Here is a 17,291-nt window from a genome sequence, read left to right as displayed (position 1 = left end):
ATGGCCGACCGAATAACCGCCCTCACACGAGCGCTGCGCCGCCTCGACCGGCTCGTCGCCACGACTCTCGGATTGGCGATCGTCGCTGCGGTGTTCACCGGACTGGCGGCAACAACGCTGCGTGACCACCGCGCAATGGAGCGACAGCGCATCGAGGACGCCGAGATCCTCGACGCCGCCCGCTCGGGAATCCAAGCGATGATCTCGATCCGGGACACCTCGGCCCCAGACGACGTCAAGAACGTCCTCGACCAATCCACCGGCACGTTCAAGAAGGACTTCGAGGCCCGTTCAGCATCGTTCGTATCCGTTGTCCAGCAAGCAAAAGTAGTCACCACCGGCGAGGTCGTAGCCCAAGGAATCGAATCCAGGGAAGCAGGATCGGCGACGGTGCTGGTGTACGCGACCTCGTCGGTCACCAACGGCGCCGGCGCCCAGAACGAAACCAGAAGTTGGCGCCTGCGCGTCACGATGACCGACGACCACGACCGCTACAAGATGTCGAAAGTGGAGTTCGTGGCATGAGCATTATCCGGCACGTACCCCCTCTCTCCCGGCGACGAACCGCACTCGCGCTGTGCGCGATCGCCGCACTGGTGGCCGTATTCGGCTGGGCATACCTGGCATTCGTCATCGCAGCACGCGACACCGCCGCCGGGCCCACGCGACAACAGGCAGCAGTCGACGCAGCCACCAATGCCACCGTCGCGATCCTCAGCTACGGGTCGGACACTGTCGACACCGACCTCAAACGCGCGGGCGACCTACTCACCGGCTCCTTCGCCGACTACTACAGCTCCTTCACCCGCGACGTCGTCATCCCCGCGGCGAAGGAGAAGAAGATCGACACCTCCGCGACCGTCGTCGGGAAAGCGATCACCGAGTTCAGCGAAGACCGAGCTGCGGTCTTGGTGTTCCTGAACCAGTCGACGAAAACAGTCGACATCGCTGAGCCGACAACGACAAGCACCACGGTCCGGATCGAAATGGAGCGCCACGGAACGACTTGGCTCGTAGCGAAATTCGACCCTGCATAGACGGGAGCAACAGATGCAAATCGACCTGGTGGATCCGATTCAACAGATTGTCACAGCGATCGCCTACCTGCTGATTCGAGGTCAGTTGCCGGTGTGAGACGACCGTTCGCGGTGCGGCGCGGTGGAACTCTTCGCGACCGCAGCACGGATTCGAGACGTTGTCCCGATCAGCAGTCGAACTACCCAGTCGGACCTCGATCCCAGCAACCTCCATCCGAAGACCACCAACCGAAACAGGAGTGAACGTTGACCACAGTCACACCCCGGACCGCCGTCGTCACAGGCGCAGCACGCGGCATCGGTGCGGCAATTGCGCTGAGACTGGCCGGTGACGGCCACGCCGTCGCCGTCGTAGACCTGGACGAGGCGGCCGGCAAACCGATCGTCGAGGCGATCGAGCGAGCCGGGGGTAAGGCGGTTGCCGTCGGCGCCGACGTCTCCGACGAACTCGGCGTCCGATCTGCCGTCGAGCGGGTAGCCGACGAACTCGGCCCGCCGACCATCCTGGTGAACAACGCCGGTGTCCTGCGCGACAACCTGCTGTACAAAATGACCACCGACGATTGGGACCTGGTCCTGAGGGTCCATCTGCGCGGATCCTTCCTCATGGCCCGTGCGGTGCAAGCACACATGACCACCCTGCGGTGGGGTCGAATCGTGAACCTGTCGAGCACGTCCGCGCTCGGCAACCGAGGGCAAGCCAACTACGCCGCAGCGAAGGCCGGCCTGCAAGGCTTCACCAAGACGCTGGCGCTGGAACTGGGCAAGTTCGGTGTCACCGCGAACGCGATCGCACCTGGATTCATCGAGACCGAGATGACAGCGGCGACCGCGGCGCGCATCGGGATGTCGTTCGACGAGTTCAAAAGCGCTGCCGCTGCGGAGATCCCAGTCGGCCGCACCGGCACGCCCGCCGATATCGCACACGCTACGTCGTTCCTCGTGAGCGAGGGTGCGGGGTTCGTCTCGGGTCAGGTGCTCTATGTGGCAGGAGGGCCACGCTCGTGAAATATCTCGACGGCCTCTACGGACTCCAACAAGCCGTAGGTACTCATCTGGGGCACTCCGAGTGGCACATCATCACGCAAGAACAGATCGACAAGTTCGCCGAGGCGACCGGGGACCACCAGTGGATTCACGTGGACACCGAGCGAGCGATGGAAGGCCCGTTCGGCGGCACTATCGCGCACGGCTACCTGACGCTATCGCTCGTCCCGATGCTGACCTGGCAGATCTACACGGTCGAGGGCATGCGAATGGGTGTCAATTACGGCGCCAACAAGGTTCGATTCCCCGCACCGGTGCCGGTCGGCTCGGCAGTCCGGGCGGGCGTCGAGCTGACTTCGGTCTCCGAGGCAGCATCTGGGTACCAGATGGTCACCAAGGTCACGATCGAACGTCGCGGCAGCAGTAAGCCGGCGTGTGTCGTAGAAGCTGTCACCGTTCTGGTTCCAGCCGAGGCCAGCCGATCCCGTTGATATTCCACGCCGTCACCGAGGCCACCGTCTCGGCAGCGGCGACACCTTCCCTCTGGGAACACGGCGGTCTCGCCGCCGCGAACATGCCCGGCAACTACTCCCATTGGCCCACTATGCCCGAGAATCGCACTTCACCCTTCGCTGAGCCGGATGTCATCGTCCAGATCCGCTGGTCCGACATCGGAGGCGACCGCCTAGACCTGTTCTACGAGGCGTGCGTGAGCGCAGCATGCCGATTCGTGGCCGCTTTCAACGCCACCCACACGAATGCAGTGGCCACGTTGCTGGCCGATACGGCTGCGCTGTTGCTGCCGCGCCTGCCGTGCGAGCAAAACTGGGTCATTCCATAGATGACTGACGTCAGTGGTTTCACCCCACCCCTCGGGCACCTCGCCGATGTCTGCGGCGACACCCGTTCGGCCTAAGCCGCTCGTTTCAGCTCAGGACCCAGGCCGCCGCCCTCCGGGTCCACCCGGCTACGACGACCTGCTGAATGTCGGTGCCACGCGAGCTGAAGCGGCCCGCATGCCCCTACGGAAGATCAAGGCATCGAGGATGCCCCAGCTGTGGCTACTGCGGATCCGTAAGGTCGTCGGCGAGTTTCGAGATGTCCTGCGCGAGGGCTTGTGCGCGTCCGTCGGCGATCTTCTGGTAGCGGATGGCGGCTTGTGGGGTTTTGTGGCGGAGTCGTTGCATGACTTCGGGGAGGGTGCCGCCTGCTTGTGCGGCGAGGGTTGCGCCGGTGTGGCGTTGTTCGCCGGGGCGGAAGTCGGGTCGGCCGATGTGAGTGCAGGCTTGGTTGAAGATGCGGCGGTAGACCCATTCGCGCATGGTGTGGCCGGTGTCGGGGTCGGGGAACAGTAGTGAGTCCGGTTGTGGGTCGACGTGTTTGTCGAGGTGGGTTCGGATGGTGGTGCGGATGTGGTGGGGGATCGGGACTTCTCCGGTGGATCCGTGTTTGGGGCGGTCGATGACGGTGTGGCCGTTGCGGTAGGTCGCTGCGTTGGTGATGGTGAGGGTGGTGCAGTCGGTGTCGAGGTTTCGGCGGCGTAGTTCGAAGGTCTCCGACGGTCGTAGTCCGCACCATGCGGCTAGCAGCACGGACGCGGAGAGGTAGTCGGGCATGGCGGCGGCGAGGGCGTCGATCTCGTGTGGGGTCAGCACGGTGGTGTCGTGTGCGGGTTGCACGGTGGTGGCGCCGGTGATCCGGCAGGGATTGTGGGTGATGTGACCGTCCTCGATGGCGACGTTGAGGACCATGCGAAGGACTTCGTAGGCGCGGGCTCGTGTCGTGGGCACCGCGTCGGAGTCTCCGGTCGTGGATGTGGTTCGTCGTGGGCGGACACGGGTGACGTTGCTGTACCAGTCGCGGACCATCTCGGGGGTGATGTCGGTGAGGGGTGTGGTTTCGAAGGTGGGGTTGATGTGTTCGCGGAGTAGGTAGGTGTAGGAGTCGACGGTTCGTCTGGCCAGTGGTCGTCCGCGTCGCGATACGCGGGTTGCGATGACTCGCGCGGCGTATTGCCCGAAGAGGACCGGAGCCGGTGAGGGCTCGGTCGGGGTGCGGGTGGTTGGGGGAGTCCAGGTGCCGCGTCGGATAAGTTCGTGTTCGGTGGCGATCCAGCCTTCGGCGCGTATTCGGGTGGGGAAGGTGGTGGGGGCTTTGTGGATGGTTTTGTCCGGGCCGGTGTAGTTGGCTTGCCAGTTTCCGGAGGGGAGTTGGCGGATTCCGCCGAATGGGCGGCGGGTGCGGTGCGGGGTGGTCATCTGTCCTCCCGTCGGTGCCACCAGCGGACTGGCGACGGTGCACGGTGGTGGCGGAAGCGATCGGACCGCGGGCCGGCAGCGGTCGGGTTTCCTCCGGGACGTCCGCGCTGGGGGACCGGGTCCGGGCGTTCGGTTGATTCCTCGGCCTCGGGGACATCTGGGCCGGCCGTGTGCGGTGGCGCTGGGGGCGCATGCTTGGTGGGCCTGCCTGACGACCTGCGTGGGCGGGCGTTGTCCGCAGTGTGCATCGGGCACCTGTTCTGTTGCCCGATCAGTGGTTCTTCCACGTCCAGGAAACCCGATCTTCGGGCAGTTTGCCACCGACTGTCACCGACACCTGTCCAGCGCCTCAGCCGCCGGAGTGTGCGAACTCACATCGTCAAGCAGTCCCCGACTGGTTGGGTTCGGTCGTCCGTGCAATATACGTGCAATAGCGCAGCCCAATCCTGCCCATCGATGCGTACGTTTGCTCGGGCGGTGTGGTGCGCGATCGCCCTGGTAGGGCCCTGTTTTGTCGAGGTAGGGGCCGGTTTCGTTGACGGAGTCTCGGCGGGTTCGAAACCAGCTGGGACCACGCATAATGGCTGGTCAGGCGTGGTTTTTAACGTCGGCCAGCCATTTTTCGTGCAGATTGCGTGCAGAAACGTGGCACGGGCTTGCCTGACGGTGCCACCCGCGGCGTTGATCGCTCGTCGGGCGGCAGTGTCGCTCGCTGGTCAATCTGAAGCGGTGCGGATTGGCCGGTGTTCTCGGCAAACGGGACGGGCGGTGTTCGTCTGGTTCGTTCTTCGACTGGCTTGGAACGGGCCGATCGAAGTCGACTGAACATGGCGCGGATGCCACTTGGCTGCCTGGTGGGCACATCCGAACGCCGAACTCCCCGAGCTACTAGCTCGGGGAGTTCCTGACTGGGGTAATCGGCCTGGCACTGGCTTGACACAAGCTAGCGGTTGGCACCCCGCTTTACCTGGATTCGCGACAGCGTGCGTCAGCCCGTAGATCCGGTGTCGATGGCCGGCAGCCGAGAATGTTCGTCACGATCGGGATCCGGTCGTTGGCTGCCGAGCACTGCTGCTGAGGCCTCGGGCGGCCTGCACGTCTGGGGGTGCACGCGCGAATGTCCGTCATGGCTGGGCTTCTCGCCCGGATTTCCGGCCCGCTAGGTGGGCCTGGATCGATGGATTACTCGCTACTGCGTGCCGGTGAAGGTTTGATTCAAGGCACTTGGTTCATTCGACTGGAATCGGCCTCCTGCCTCACCGTATCCGTCAGGTGGCCGACGATCCGGCGCAACTCCTCGATGTGGTTGTCGCAGAGCTGGCGGGGTGTGAGGTCGTACTTCAGGCACAGGGAGGCTGCGGCGGCCGTTGCGATCGCATGCTGGGCCCCGTTGCCCATGAACTTCGTGACCGATCCGGCGATGTGGGTGACGCTGATGTGTTTGCCGGCCATCATCACGTTGTCCAGGTCGGCTGAGTACAGGCATCGGAACGGCACTTCGAACGGTAGGCCGTCGCGGGTGTCCCACTTCCAATCCTTCAAGCGGAAGTCGTAGTTGTCGTCGATCGGGTAGTGCAAGCAGAACGCCCCGGAGTTCATCGCCACGGTGTCGGGGAATCGTCGATGCTCTCGAATGTCGTTCTCAGTCATTACGTAGCCTCCGAGGTACCGTCGGAACTCGCCTTGTGCTGCGACGAAGGCGACCCAGTCGAGAGCCAGGTTTGCGAAGGTATCTGGTTCGAGAGCCTTGACGTTGGCGAATGTTCCATAGATCGCGCACAGCAGATGGTCGCGGATTTCCTCGCCCTGGGTATACGGGTCGAGCCACTGGCCGTACTCCCAGAAGTGCGTGGCGGGGAACAGCATTCGGCGACGGATGGCCGGATCCGGATCACGGAATCGCCCAGCTACGGGACCTGGCCCGTTGTCTACCCCTGGCTCCACCAGTTGCCCGCTGAGATCCGCGTAGTCCTTCGCGACAGCCTGCGCCCAGGGGGCATTCGGGAACGGAACCGGCACCGAGTGCTCGCGAGTCCGGAAGAACAGCGTGTGACCGTGATGCTGGTCGAGATGCTCGGCTGGAGCCGTCGGTTCGTTGTACTCGGCCATGGATTCGTGGCCGAACAGGGTTCGTGCGCCTGCGAGCAGACCGACGATCGCGGTCCCGCTGCAGTCGATGACGAGCGGAGCGGAGAATCGATACTCCTGCCCTGTCCGTGTGTCGCGGGCATCGATCGCGGTGACTCGTCGCTCGTCGGTGAGTACCCGGTAGACCTGGTGCTCGGTGTAGACCGTCGCGGTCGATTCCGCCTCGAGGACCTGGCGTGCCATCAGATCGCCTTCGGGGTGGCGCGTCGACAGCTCATGCACGAGTGGTCCGGTCTCGCCGCGGGGAGTGAGGCCGATCTCGACGCTTGCGTTTCCCCCGAGAACGGGCCGATTGTGCAGGAGGGCGACCCGCAGTCCCAGCCTGGCGGCCGCCAGTGCTCCGGCTGCGCCCGTGACACCGCCACCCACGATCACAACATCGAATTCCCCTCCATCCGAGGGGATTTCAGGAAGGCCGCGCAAGCGGCGGCGCCATTCGCGTGCCTCAGCGGTGCCGCCTTCGGGCGGCGGTGCCTCGTCGAGGCTGAGGTAGATCGCATCGCATCGTGCGTCGAAGCCTGTGTGATCGTGCAGGGTCACCTCTGTCTGGCCGCCGGTGAGGTGCAGGAGTCCGGCGTCTTCCCAGGTCCACCCCTGGCCGCTGGCTCCGAATTCCTTCAAGAGTGTGTGGTCGCCGATGGTGACGGCGAAGCGCCCCGGGTGGTGCGTCGGTACCCAGTCCTTGGTGCGGACCCAGACGCGGTAGTTGCCCGTCTCGGGGATCTCGACCGTCGCTCGAGCGTCGGCCACCGGCACCCCGAGGCCATGGGCCAAAAGGTAGGGCGCGCCCATCTCGATGTCGAACTGCGAGTCGAGCAGCCAGCCGCCTCGATCGTGAAAGTCCGTTGCCTGCACGAGCAGACGCGCCGCGCTCGGAGAGCGGCGTTCGGTGGCGGTCACCGTGCGAGCGAGGTGAGGTCGGCAGGCGTCAGCCGGTATGGCCCGACTTCGATGGTGTTGTGTGCGGTGGCGCGACGACGCGGCGCGTAGACGACATGGCTGCGATCGCTGCTGGGGGTCGGCCACGCCAGTGCGTGGCGAGATGTGAAGTTGTTCAACGGATCGACGACAAGCGTTGATGTCATGAGGTCTCCTGGTCGTTCGGCTGTTGGGGCGAGGGCCGGTGCGCCGAATTCGACAGGTCGATGGCGCAGATCCTGAACGTCACCTACTGGGCTGCGGTCGCTGCGTCGGTATTCGTCGCGGTGCTGACTTGCGAGATGACTTTTGTAGGCGAAGTTAGCTAGGATGCACCTGACTGTCAATATCGAAGTGAGGTGCGAGGTGGACTGGCTCAGTCTGGACACCGAGAACTGCCCCGTGCAGCGAACCCTGGAGCTGGTCGGCGAGAAGTGGAGCCTTTTGATCGTTCGCGAAGCGATCAACGGCGTCCGCAGATTCGACGACTTTCGCGACCATCTGGGCATGTCCGAGGCCGTTCTTGCCGACAGGCTCCGCAAGCTCGTCGCTGCGGGCATCCTGGTGACCCAGCCATACCGGCCGCCGGGCGGACGCACTCGCAACGAGTACCGGCTTTCCGAGAAGGGCTGGGACCTGTGGCCGGTCGTCGTCTCCTTGATGCAATGGGGAGACAAATACACGGCCGATCCGGAGGGACCGTTCCTGGATGTCCGCCACGCCGATTGCGACGCGCCCGTGCGAGTGGTCGTCGAGTGCAGCCACGACCACGCCGCCCTTGTTCACACCGAGGTCGTCGTGCGCCCGGGCGCGTCCGCTCGCACTCGCCGCGGGTAGATCGCCTCACGTCGATGACCGCAGTCGCAAACATGATCCGGAGGTCGCCAAGGAGGCTGGCAGGTTCCCGACCTGATCACGGTCCGCAAATCATAGAGGCACCCGCAGCGGGGTTGGGAATCACTCGATCGGAAGGATGGAAACCCTGGTCGCCACTGTCCGACGTCAGGCCCGAGCGGGACCGAGGGCTCGGGTGAGCGAGGGTGGTGGGAGGTCGCAAGTTCGTGCCTCGGCGAGCTAAGTCGAGATTGGAACCACGGGCGTTTCGCGCCTGACAAGAGCGTGGAAAGGCGATCGAATCCACATGCCACTATCAGCAACTGCTGACTTGGTCTCGATCGATCGCCAGCCGGGCGCGGAGGTCATCCACCTTGATCGACGTCAAGTCGGCGACCGGGGTGTTCACGGGTACTGCGAGTTCACCTGCGGCTCATCATGAAACGGCCAGCAGGAGCCTACGGAAGATCAAGGCATCGAGGATGCCCCAGCTGTGGCTACTGCGGATCCGTAAGGTCGTCGGCGAGTTTCGAGATGTCCTGCGCGAGGGCTTGGGCGCGTCCGTCGGCGATCTTCTGGTATCGGATGGCGGCGTGTGGGGTTTTGTGGCGGAGTCGTTGCATCACCTCGGGGAGGGTGCCGCCTGCTTGTGCGGCGAGGGTTGCGCCGGTGTGGCGTTGTTCGCCGGGTCGGAAGTCGGGTCGGTCGATGTCGGTGCAGGCTTGGTTGAAGATGCGGCGGTAGACCCATTCGCGCATGGTGTGGCCGGTGTCGGGGTCGGGGAACAGCAGTGAATCTGGTTGTGGGTCGACGTGTTTGTCGAGATGTGCGCGGATGGTGGTGCGGATGTAGTGGGGGATCGGGACTTCTCCGGTGGATCCGTGTTTGGGGCGGTCGATGATGGTGTGGCCGTTGCGGTAGGTGGCGGCGTTGGTGATGGTGAGGGTGGTGCAGTCGGTGTCGAGGTTTCGGCGGCGGAGTTCGAAGGTCTCCGATGGGCGTAGTCCGCACCATGCGGCTAGCAGCACGGATGCGGAGAGGTGTTCGGGCATGGCGGCGGCGAGGGCGTCGATCTCGTGTGGGGTGAGCACGGTGGTGTCGTGTGCGGGTTGCACGGTGGTGGCGCCGGTGATCCGGCAGGGGTTGTGGGTGATGTGACCGTCCTCGATGGCGACGTTGAGGACCATGCGAAGGACTTCGTAGGCGCGGGCTCGTGTCGTGGGCACCGCATTGTCGGTCGCGTTGGATATGGCTCGTCGTGGGCGGACGCGGGTGACGTTGCTGTACCAGTCGCGGACCATCTCGGGGGTGATGTCGGTGAGGGGTGTGGTTTCGAAGGTGGGGTTGATGTGTTCGCGGAGTAGGTAGGTGTAGGAGTCGACGGTTCGTCTGGCCAGTGGTCGTCCGCGTCGCGAGACTCGGGTTGCGATGACTCGTGCGGCGTATTGCCCGAAGAGGACTGGAGCCGGTGAGGGCTCGGTCGGGGTGCGGGTGGTTGGGGGAGTCCAGGTGCCGCGTCGGATGAGTTCGTGTTCGGTGGCGATCCAGCCTTCGGCGCGTATTCGGGTGGGGAAGGTGGTGGGGGCTTTGTGGATGGTTTTGTCCGGGCCGGTGTAGTTGGCTTGCCAGTTTCCGGAGGGGAGTTGGCGGATTCCGCCGAATGGGCGGCGGGTGCGGTGCGGGGTGGTCATTTGTCCTCCCGTCGGTGCCACCAGCGGACTGGCGACGGTGCACGGTGGTGGCGGAAGAGATCGGACCGCGGGCCGGCAGCGGTCGGGTTTCCTCCGGGACGTCCGCGCTGGGGGACCGGGTCCGGGCGTTCGGTTGATTCCTCGGCCTCGGGGACATCTGGGCCGGCCGTGTGCGGTGGCGCTGGGGGCGCATGCTTGGTGGGCCTGCCTGACGACCTGCGTGGGCGGGCGTTGTCCGCAGTGTGCATCGGGCACCTGTTCTGTTGCCCGATCAGTGGTTCTTCCACGTCCAGGAAACCCGATCTTCGGGCAGTTTGCCACCGACTGTCACCGACACCTGTCCAGCGCCTCAGCCGCCGGAGTGTGCGAACTCACACCGACAAGCAGTCCCGGACTGGTGGGGTTCGGTCGTCCGTGCAATATACGTGCAATAGCGCAGCCCAATCCTGCCCATTGATGCGTACGTTTGCTCGGGCGGTGTGGTGCGCGATCACCCTGGTAGGGCCCTGTTTTTTCGAGGTAGGGGCCGGTTTCGTTGACGGAGTCTCGGCGGGTTCGAAACCAGCTGGGACCACACATAATGGCTGGTCAGACATGGTTGCATGTCGGCCGGCCATTTTCGTTGGTACTGCGTGCGGAGTTCAACGCCGTCGGCTTCCATCTCTGTTCGGTGCACCAGTTCCGGGCATCACTCGGCGGCGGACCCTGATACATCGATGTAGTAGCCCTCGGTCCCGACGACTGATTCGTCCCGGTCGAGCAGGGGATCGGAAACGACGAGTGCATCACGCGAGCGGCCCCGCGTGTCGATGATGCGGTGGTGGCTGGAGAACGCGCCGCCACGGTCGGCGGTGCGCGCCTATGCGGAGAAGGACCGGCTCGTCCACCGCAGCGCCGACGGGTCGGGCAGCGTGGGCTCCGGAGTGGGGATCGGGGGCCTCGGGTGCGCCGGTGCCCTACACACTCGGGTGCCCGCGCTCTCGAGCACGAAACGGCACCCTCCCGTGCGACGCCGGAAAGCCGCCGGAACGACCCAAGTCGACCTGCGGAAATCGCTGCCGGCGGATAGGCCGAGGTGATGCCGCCGTGTCCTGCGGAGTGGCGGAAACCTCACTGATGGGTAGCCGGTCGCAGTGAAAACGCGGTGCTCCTTAGCATCGAGGGTGACTATCAACGAGAACCCTGAGGACGTGTGGTGACCACCGAACAACTTGACCGCTGGAACGCTCAGGAAGCCGCTGCCGAGGCGATGATCCCGATCATCGGCACGCTGTACCGCGGCACGGGCGTGACGATCCTGCTGCACAGCCGGTCGCTGGTGAACAAGTCGGTGATCAGCATCCTGCGGACGCACCGGTTCGCGCGGCAGATCGCCGGCGAGGAACTGTCCGTCGACGAGACCCTGCCCTTCCTGCAGGCGCTCAGCGAGCTGGACCTGGGGCCGTGCAAGATCGACCTCGGTCAGCTGGTGATGGCCTACCGCGCCGACGACCGCGGGCTGTCCATCGCGGAGTTCACCGCGACGGTGCTGGCCGAGGTGATCGACGGCAACAAGGCCGAACCGCAGGGCCCGCGCGATGTCGTGCTCTACGGCTTCGGCCGCATCGGTCGGCTGGTGACCCGGCTGCTCATCGAGAAGGCCGGGTCCGGCAACGGGCTGACCCTGCGCGCCGTCGTGGTCCGCAAGGGCGGTGACGACGATCTGGCCAAGCGTGCCTCGCTGCTGCGCCGGGACTCGGTGCACGGCCACTTCAACGGCACCATCAAGGTCGACACCGACAACGACACGATCACCGCCAACGGCAATGTCATCAAGTTCATCTACAGCGATGACCCGACCACGATCGACTACACCGCGTACGGCATCGACAACGCCATCCTGATCGACAACACCGGCCGGTGGCGCGATCGCGACGGTCTGTCCCAGCACCTGCGCCCCGGTATCGCCAAGGTCGTGCTGACCGCGCCGGGCAAGGGCGATGTGCCCAACATCGTGCACGGCGTCAACCACCGCAGCCTGGACCTGTCCCAGCAGATCTTCTCCTGCGCCTCCTGCACGACCAACGCGATCGTGCCGCCGCTCAAGGCGATGGACGACGAATTCGGCATCCTGCGTGGACATGTCGAGACGGTGCACTCGTTCACCAACGATCAGAACCTGCTCGACAACTACCACAAGGCCGACCGTCGCGGCCGGTCCGCGCCGTTCAACCTGGTGCTCACCGAGACCGGCGCCGCGTCCGCCGTCGCGAAGGCGATGCCGGACTTCAAGGCCAAGATCACCGGTAACTCGATCCGGGTGCCCACGCCGGACGTCTCGGTGGCGATCCTGAACCTGCAGCTCGCGCAGGAGACGACCAAGGAGGACGTGCTCGCGTACCTGCGTCAGGTCTCGCTGGCGGGTCCGCTGAGCCGCAACCTGGACTACACCGCCGCCAACGACGTGGTCTCGAGCGACTTCATCGGCTCGCGCGCGGCGTCGATCATCGACGCCAACGCCACGATCGTCGAGGGCGACACCGCGATCCTCTACGTCTGGTACGACAACGAGTTCGGTTACTCGTGCCAGGTCGTGCGCACCGTGCAGTACATCTCGGGCATCGAGTACCCGACCTACCCGCAGATCGGCGCGCCGACCGCCGAGCCCGCGCTGGCGGCCGCCGACGGGCGGTAATCCGCACCGCGACCTGCGGATCAGGCGGGCGCGCGACCTCCGGTCGGCGCCCGCCTGCCCGGCCCTCGCGTTGTCGAGCCGGGCGGTGATGTGCATACTGGGCACATGACATCGAGTCGAAAGGGCGTTCGGCGCCCGGGCCGTTGAGCCCCCTGCCGGTCATCGCACCGGCTTCCCTCCCGCTCGATCGAGCGGAAATCCCGCAGTATCCGCGCGCGTCCGGACCACCCGGTGACGCTGCCCGCCTCGCCTGCTGGCTGCGGGTCCGTGAATTCGCGGTGCCACCCAGCATGATCGATCGCGCCACCGCACGGCGGCGCGTCGGCGACTGGGTCGGTGCCTGCGCCGCGGCCCACGTCGACGTCGACATCGATCTCCGCGCGCTCGCCCGGACCCATGGCGGAGAACTCGCCGCGCGGGTGCGCGCCGATCTGCGTCACCTGGCACCGGACCTGCTGCGCTGGCACCTGCCCAGGGTCGCGCCCGACGGACTGCTCCGGCCGGGCCTGACGATCACCCTGGCGCGCTATCCGATCGTCGAAACCTCCGGTGGCAGTGACGGATTCGTGCATCTGGTGGTGCGGACCGCACCGGCGTGGGCCGAGGCCGGGCAGCGGATCACGCTCGCGCTCTGGGACGGTTCAGGAACGAGCCCGCACCCGCACGCCCGGCCGCACCGGCGCTTCCGGCTCGATCTGCACCGGCACCTGTGGGACGCGCGCAGGACCAGCGAACTGCCGGGCCGATCCGGCGCGGGCTCCGGCCCGGCAACACGCTGGATGCCCACCGGGACAATGGAATCCACTGCTGACGACGGGCCATGGACGGCCCTGGAGTCGCAGGGGTGCGCGGTCGGCCGATGGGCCGCCGAGGCCGCGATCCTGCTGCGCGCCGACCGCTCACCGGCCGGTCCGGTTCTCGTGCGTTACGGCGCCCGTCGGCGGATGGTCCTCGATCTGAGTGAGGAGCCCGCGGCATCGGGCGTGCTCGACGCCGAACCGGTGCCGCGGATCGCGCGGAACCACACGCGCGGAGCGGAATCCGCGCTTCCGGTGCTGCCCGATGCCGCGACCTGGATCCTCCCCGACCTGCTGTTGCTGCGTGCCGGCGCGATCACCGCGGATCGGCTCCATCCCCTGGTCACCGTGGCCCTCGACCCGGACGGCAGATCGGTCGGCCCGGACCGCGATCCCGACGCCGGTGGGCCGCGGATCGTCGAATGCCGGGGCGCGCGGCACCGGATCGGGTTCGTGAACGGCACGCTCGCCGCGCTGGATCACCACCCGGCCGAAATCCGGCGGGAGGAACTGCTGGTCGCGCTGACCGGCACCGCGCTGCCGTGCCTGCGGGCCATCGACGCGGCGCATCGGCGGCCCGACCGCCTCGCCGGTATCCGGGAGCGGCTGGACCACGGCGACATCGACGGCGCGCTGGCCGTGGTCGAGGGCCTGCTCGGCGCGGGCGCGCAGCTGCGGGACGGACCGCTGCGCGACGAACTGGAATCCGCCGTGCGGCGGCGGATCACCTACGGCCTCTTCCGGGCCGGGCTGTCCGCGCCCGGTCACGGTCTTGACCGGTCCGCCCCGCGTCCCCGTAGTGCGCGGGCGGCGCATCCGCGTCACACCCGAACCTCCTGACCCGCACGCGGCAGGCCCGCGCCGCGCTCACCCATCGTCTGGACGACCGCCGTCCGACAACGACGTGGGCGCCGGACCTGCGCGCGACTCCCCCATTCCTCTTCGACCCCGAGGTGATTCCCCATGACTGTGCGTACCCTCTTCCCGCCGCGTCCGACGACCGGCACCCAGCTCCGCGTCGCCGACGAACTGCTCGCCCTGCTCGGCGCGACGACGACCGAACCACGCCCCGATACCCGGCTGGAAGCCCTGACCCTCGCCGTCGCGGCCGATCTGCCGGTGCTGCTGTGGGGCGAGCCGGGGATCGGCAAGACCGCCGCGCTGACCCAGCTCGCCGACTCGCTCGACCTGCCGTTGACCACCGTGATCGCGAGTGTGCACGAGCCGTCGGACTTCTCGGGCCTGCCCATCCTCGGCGACGATCCGGCGGTCCAAGGCGTGCCGATGGCGCCGCCGGACTGGGCGGTGCAGCTGGTCAGGGCCGGGCGCGGTCTGCTGTTCCTCGACGAACTGTCGACCGCACCGCCCGCGGTGCAAGCCGCCCTGCTGCGGCTGGTGCTCGAGCGGCGGATCGGCTCGTTGCAATTGCCGGCCGGTGTCCGCATCGTCGCCGCGGCCAACCCGCGCTCCTCGGCCGCCGACGGCTGGGAACTGAGCCCGCCGCTGGCCAACCGCTTCGTGCACCTGCAGTGGACGCACGACCACGAGGTCGTCGTGCGTGGTCTCGGCGGGACCTGGCCCCGGGCGACGCTGCCCCGGCTGAATCCCGAAAAGCTCCCGGAGGCAGTGGCTTTCGCGCGGCGCGCGGTGTGCGAGCTGCTCGCGGGTCGCCCGAAACTGGTGCACCAGCTGCCGACCACCGAGACCCGGCGCGGCGGTGCGTGGCCGTCGCCGCGCAGCTGGGAGATGACCGTCCGGCTGATCGCCTTCGCCACCGCGGCGGGCACCGACCGCGATGTGCTGTCGACACTGGTGCGCGGCACCGTCGGTGACGGCCCCGGCTTCGAGCTGCTGACCAGCATCGACCGGATGGACCTGCCCGATCCCGAAGTGCTGCTGGCCGATCCGGCGGCCGCCGCGCTGCCCGCCCGGGGCGATCTGCGCCAAGCCGTGCTCGACGCCGTCGTGGCCGCCGTGCGCAGGCGCCCGGAGAAGGCGCGCTGGGAGGCGGCGTGGGCGCTGCTGGCCGGGGCCGTGGCGACCGGGGCACCGGATCTGGTGGTGGTCCCCGCGACCACGCTGGCCACCCTGCGCCGCGACGACTGGGAGATCCCGGCCGCGATCGAGCACCTCGCCGGCTCCGTCTCGGTGTCGCGTCAGGCCGAGCAGGCCACGGCTCGCGTCACCGGGGCACGCCGATGACGACCGTGCTGGATCACGAGAAGCTGTATGCCGCACGGCTGTACGCGGTGTCGGCGCGGCCCTACCTGGCCACCGCCCTGTACGCGCTGCACATCGTCGAGTCGCGGCAGGTGCCGACGATGGGGGTGGACAAGTATTGGCGCTGCTATGTCTCACCCGCGTTCGTGGCCGGTACCTCGGTGGAAGAGCTCGCCTCGATCCTGGTGCACGAGGTGTCGCACCTGCTGCGCGATCATCACGCGCGCAGCGATCGCTACGCTCGCGCGCACGAGCTGACCGGTGCGGCGGAGCGCCTGCGGATGAACATCGCCGCGGACGCCGAGATCAACGACGACGCGTTCGGTGATGGTCTCGTCACGCCGGCGGGGGCGGTCCTGCCCGCTGACCTCGGTCTGCCCGCGGGCGAGCTCATGGAGGACTACCTCGGTCAGTTCCGGCTGGGACGGCTGACCGAGCACCTCGCCTGGCTCGACTGCGGCAGCGGCGCCGACGGACTCGACCGGGCCTGGGAGCTCGGTCCCGACGGTGCCGACGGCCTCAGCGAGCAGGAACGCGACGCGGTCCGCTTCCGGGTGGCGCAGGGCATCGTCGGCAGGCCGGGCGACGCGCCCCAGGGATGGCAGCGGTGGGCCGAGGCGGCTCTGCATCCGCCGCAGCCGTGGCGCGACCTGCTCGGCGCCGCGCTCCGCTCGGCGGCGTCGGCCCCGGGCGTCGGCGCGGACTACACCTACGGCCGCCCCGCGCGGCGCTCGGCCGCGCTGCCCGGGGTGGTGCTGCCCAGCCTGCGCCGCATCCCCCCTCGGGTCGCGGTCGTCATCGATACCTCGGGGTCGGTCAGCGATGTCGAATTGGGCAGCGCGCTACTGGAAGTCGCCGCCATCACCCGCGCGGTCGGCGGCCGCCGCGACCTGGTCACCGTCCTGTCGTGCGATGCCGCGGTGTGGATCGCGGACCCGCTGTGCCGGGCCGAGGGCATGACCTTGATGGGCGGTGGCGGCACCGACCTGCGCACCGGATTCACCGCGGCCCTGCGCACCCGCCCGGACGTGGTGGTGGCCCTGACCGACGGCCAGACACCGTGGCCGGCCCATCGTCCGCCGTGCCGGACGATCGTCGGGCTGTTCCGCCGGCCGGGCGCGTGGAGCGAGGCCGATCCGGACTACGTTCCGGACCTGCCACCCGCCTGGGCCAGGGTGGTCGAGATCGGGTGAGACGCCTAGGCGGCGACGCGGCGACGGGCCGAAAGGCGCTGTGCCACCAGCATGTACAGGCCGGAGAACAGTAGTCCGGCGAGGGGGATCAGGGGGAGGTAGGACACCCAGATGATCGGCTCCGGCAGGGCGAGGGCGATGACGGTCGCGACGACGGTGACCACGAAGACCGCGGCCGACCAGCGATGCAGGCGGCGGGCATTCGCGCGCCCGCCGGTCGCCGTGGCCTGCCGTGCGCTGCTGCGGTAGTACCGGACGAACAGGACGCTGCCGGAGAGGAAGAGTCCGGCGAGGGGGAGTAGTGGGAGATAGGAGACCCACTCCGGTCCGCTCAGCGCCAGCACGACCACCGTGAGGACCACGATCGTGGTGAAAGCGATGGCGAGCCACCGGTGGGATCGGCGTACCCAGGTGCTGGTCATCGGGAACCCTTTCGTTGTCTGGTCTGCGGAAACGATGTTTCCACCGACCCCGGGTACGGCGCTTCTCGATTCCTGATCGTTCCGCTCGACAGGGGGAGCGGGTTCCAACGTA

At 67.2% G+C, this 17,291-nt stretch carries 15 protein-coding genes and 1 pseudogene; 10 read left to right on the top strand and 6 right to left on the bottom strand.

Going from position 1 to position 17,291, the window contains the following annotated elements; all coding sequences use genetic code 11:
- The 5 genes from ACFVW6_RS29985 to ACFVW6_RS29965 all read left to right on the top strand — a co-directional run bounded on the left by ACFVW6_RS29985 (position 1) and on the right by ACFVW6_RS29965 (position 2,865).
- Positions 1-525, top strand: a complete 525-nt coding sequence (locus ACFVW6_RS29985; protein ID WP_378830689.1) for a hypothetical protein — start codon at positions 1-3, stop codon at positions 523-525.
- Positions 522-1,037, top strand: coding sequence for a twin-arginine translocation pathway signal (locus tag ACFVW6_RS29980; protein ID WP_378830687.1), 516 nt, complete (start codon positions 522-524; stop codon positions 1,035-1,037). Before ACFVW6_RS29985 ends, ACFVW6_RS29980 begins: the two co-directional genes overlap by 4 nt.
- Before the next feature lie 246 nt (positions 1,038-1,283).
- Positions 1,284-2,045 (top strand): 3-oxoacyl-ACP reductase FabG, encoded by a 762-nt coding sequence (gene fabG / locus ACFVW6_RS29975; protein ID WP_378830685.1) that lies wholly within the window; start codon positions 1,284-1,286, stop codon positions 2,043-2,045.
- Entirely contained in the window at positions 2,042-2,515 is a 474-nt protein-coding gene (locus ACFVW6_RS29970) for a MaoC family dehydratase (protein ID WP_378830682.1), read from the top strand. The genes fabG and ACFVW6_RS29970 overlap by 4 nt, the downstream gene beginning before the upstream one ends.
- Positions 2,512-2,865, top strand: coding sequence for a hypothetical protein (locus ACFVW6_RS29965; RefSeq protein ID WP_378830680.1), 354 nt, complete (start codon positions 2,512-2,514; stop codon positions 2,863-2,865). Before ACFVW6_RS29970 ends, ACFVW6_RS29965 begins: the two co-directional genes overlap by 4 nt.
- 220 nt (positions 2,866-3,085) lie before the next feature.
- Here ACFVW6_RS29965 and ACFVW6_RS29960 read toward each other — a convergent pair whose 3' ends face one another.
- From ACFVW6_RS29960 to ACFVW6_RS29945, 4 genes and pseudogenes are all read right to left on the bottom strand, one after another.
- Complete coding sequence (locus ACFVW6_RS29960) at positions 3,086-3,814, bottom strand: tyrosine-type recombinase/integrase (RefSeq protein ID WP_378831306.1); 729 nt, start codon at positions 3,812-3,814, stop codon at positions 3,086-3,088.
- A gap of 69 nt (positions 3,815-3,883) precedes the next feature.
- Positions 3,884-4,282: pseudogene (locus tag ACFVW6_RS29955) on the bottom strand (site-specific integrase); the annotation flags it as partial.
- Positions 4,283-5,497: 1,215 nt separating this feature from the next.
- Positions 5,498-7,330, bottom strand: coding sequence for an FAD-dependent oxidoreductase (locus ACFVW6_RS29950; RefSeq protein WP_378830678.1), 1,833 nt, complete (start codon positions 7,328-7,330; stop codon positions 5,498-5,500).
- A complete protein-coding gene (locus ACFVW6_RS29945; protein WP_378830676.1) occupies positions 7,327-7,515 on the bottom strand; it encodes a hypothetical protein in 189 nt (62 codons plus the stop codon). Before ACFVW6_RS29945 ends, ACFVW6_RS29950 begins: the two co-directional genes overlap by 4 nt.
- A 199-nt stretch (positions 7,516-7,714) precedes the next feature.
- Here ACFVW6_RS29945 and ACFVW6_RS29940 point away from each other — a divergent pair, with 199 nt between their 5' ends.
- Positions 7,715-8,185, top strand: coding sequence for a winged helix-turn-helix transcriptional regulator (locus tag ACFVW6_RS29940; RefSeq protein WP_378830673.1), 471 nt, complete (start codon positions 7,715-7,717; stop codon positions 8,183-8,185).
- A gap of 494 nt (positions 8,186-8,679) precedes the next feature.
- On the opposite strand, the gene xerC is transcribed toward ACFVW6_RS29940, so the two are convergent.
- Positions 8,680-9,873, bottom strand: coding sequence for a tyrosine recombinase XerC (xerC, locus tag ACFVW6_RS29935; protein ID WP_378830670.1), 1,194 nt, complete (start codon positions 9,871-9,873; stop codon positions 8,680-8,682).
- Between the two features lie 1,195 nt (positions 9,874-11,068).
- Here xerC and ACFVW6_RS29930 point away from each other — a divergent pair.
- From ACFVW6_RS29930 to ACFVW6_RS29915, 4 genes are all read left to right on the top strand, one after another.
- The gene (locus ACFVW6_RS29930) at positions 11,069-12,547 is read left to right on the top strand and encodes a glyceraldehyde-3-phosphate dehydrogenase (RefSeq protein WP_355277402.1); all 1,479 of its coding nucleotides are present in this window, start codon (positions 11,069-11,071) and stop codon (positions 12,545-12,547) included.
- A gap of 290 nt (positions 12,548-12,837) precedes the next feature.
- Entirely contained in the window at positions 12,838-14,184 is a 1,347-nt protein-coding gene (locus ACFVW6_RS29925; RefSeq protein WP_378830667.1) for a hypothetical protein, read from the top strand.
- 123 nt (positions 14,185-14,307) lie between these two features.
- On the top strand, positions 14,308-15,546 hold the full coding sequence (locus tag ACFVW6_RS29920; protein WP_378830665.1) for an AAA family ATPase: 1,239 nt from the start codon (positions 14,308-14,310) through the stop codon (positions 15,544-15,546).
- Positions 15,543-16,757, top strand: a complete 1,215-nt coding sequence (locus ACFVW6_RS29915; RefSeq protein WP_378830662.1) for a VWA-like domain-containing protein — start codon at positions 15,543-15,545, stop codon at positions 16,755-16,757. Before ACFVW6_RS29920 ends, ACFVW6_RS29915 begins: the two co-directional genes overlap by 4 nt.
- A 5-nt stretch (positions 16,758-16,762) precedes the next feature.
- Here the strand turns inward: ACFVW6_RS29915 and ACFVW6_RS29910 are convergent, their stop codons facing one another.
- Positions 16,763-17,179 carry a hypothetical protein gene (locus ACFVW6_RS29910; protein WP_378830660.1) on the bottom strand — a complete coding sequence of 139 codons (417 nt, stop codon included), beginning with the start codon at positions 17,177-17,179 and terminating at the stop codon, positions 16,763-16,765.
- Between the last annotated feature and the right edge of the window lie 112 nt (positions 17,180-17,291).

The organism is Nocardia sp. NPDC058244 (assembly GCF_042882065.1).
GTDB lineage: Bacteria > Actinomycetota > Actinomycetes > Mycobacteriales > Mycobacteriaceae > Nocardia.
Note: the sequence above shows the minus strand (reverse complement) of the source record. Positions and strands in the feature narration are given on the sequence as shown.